The sequence below is a fragment of the Oscillibacter sp. CAG:155 genome (assembly GCA_000436875.1).
Taxonomy (GTDB): domain Bacteria; phylum Bacillota; class Clostridia; order Oscillospirales; family Oscillospiraceae; genus Oscillibacter.
Genome location: FR890848.1, coordinates 1 through 1,399 on the forward strand (window position 1 = coordinate 1; position 1,399 = coordinate 1,399).

Sequence of the window (1,399 nt, forward strand, 5' to 3'; positions counted from 1 at the left end):
AGTCTGCCTGCCGGTGTTCAATGCGGATCCCTACGGCGAAGGGCTTGGCCTCCATAACGATTCCGCGGGCAAAGAGCATCTCGAAGGTGTCCCGGGCGGAATGGCCGGGGCAGAGCACCAGCTGGCGGCAGGGCAGAGAATACGTCCCGGAGGGGCCTTCTACCGTGATGCCCGCGAGGGTGCCGCCGCGAATCTCCAGGTCCGTAAGGTGGCTTTCAAAGCGAATGTCCGCGCCAAGCGCGGTGAGTTCCTGCCGGAGTCTGCGCAGGACCACGTGGAGATAGTCGGTGCCCACGTGGGGCTTGGCGTCGATGAGGATATCCTGCGGTGCGCCGCAGGAGACCAGCTGCTCCAGAATAAAGCGGTGGCGGATATCCCGGGTGCCGGTGTTGAGCTTTCCGTCAGAAAAGGCACCGGCACCGCCTTCCCCAAACTGGACATTGCTGGCGGGGTCCAGTACACCGGTCTGCCAGAACCGCTCTACATCGGCAGCCCGGTCCTCCACCCGGCGGCCCCGTTCCAGCAAAATGGGCCGGAGACCGGCGTGAGCCAATACCAGCGCGGCAAAAAGACCTGCCGGGCCTGCGCCCACTACCACGGGCGGGATGTCCGGGGAAGGCAGGGGAGCGGGCAGCTGGTAGGAGGCTTTGGGCTGGGAACGGCTGACCTTCTTGCTGCGGCAGCGCCGCAGCAGTGAACCCTCGTCCGCCGCGGAGACCTCCACCGTATAGACCAGGGAGACCTCCTCCCGGGCGTCGACACTGCGCCGGAGAATCCGCAGGGAGTGCAGCTCCTTTGCCGGGCACCGCAGGATGCGGGCGGCCTCGGCGGTCAGCTGGTTTGCATCCGCACCGGGCGGCAGCTTTATGTTTTCAATCTTCAGCACGGCTAAATTCCTTTCCATGTGCGTAAAATCTGGTTCTATCTTAGCACAGCCCGACCGGCAGGGCAACGGCGGCTTGCGGCGGTGGAGCGCTTTGTTCAAAGTTCCTTTAAAAACATTTCAGGCATTTTTAAGATAAACGCCTTATACTACAGGCAAAGGTTGAGGAAGAGAGAACCAAGCAGACAACCTGATTTTACATATTCGACAAAGTCCCCGGGGATCACCCGTTCTAAGAGTCGGGTGAGCGGGATACATAATAGGAGGAATCAATTATGTATAACGACGAAAAGAACCTGTACCATTATACCTATCGCAAGGACGGCAGTGAAGCCGGCGAACAGAACGCGGCCGGTCAGCAGCCCAGTGAGGGCCAGCCGTTCACCCCGATGCATCAGACCGGGCCCAATGGCCCTGTGCAGGAGATGAAGCCTGTGAAGAAAAATCGCCTGGCCCTGAAGATCACGGCCCTGGCCCTGGCCTGTGCGCTGCTGGGCGGTGCCATCGGCGGGGGGA

1 protein-coding gene and 1 pseudogene are annotated in these 1,399 nt (G+C 61.3%); one reads left to right on the top strand and one right to left on the bottom strand.

Annotated features, from left to right (window positions below; genetic code table 11):
- Positions 1 to 886 (bottom strand): FAD-dependent monooxygenase (locus QZL67_RS01995; protein ID WP_292919676.1); only part of this gene is annotated, 886 nt, incomplete at its 3' end.
- 272 nt (positions 887 to 1,158) lie between these two features.
- Here QZL67_RS01995 and QZL67_RS02000 point away from each other — a divergent pair.
- Positions 1,159 to 1,399 (top strand): annotated as a pseudogene (locus QZL67_RS02000) (hypothetical protein); the annotation flags it as partial.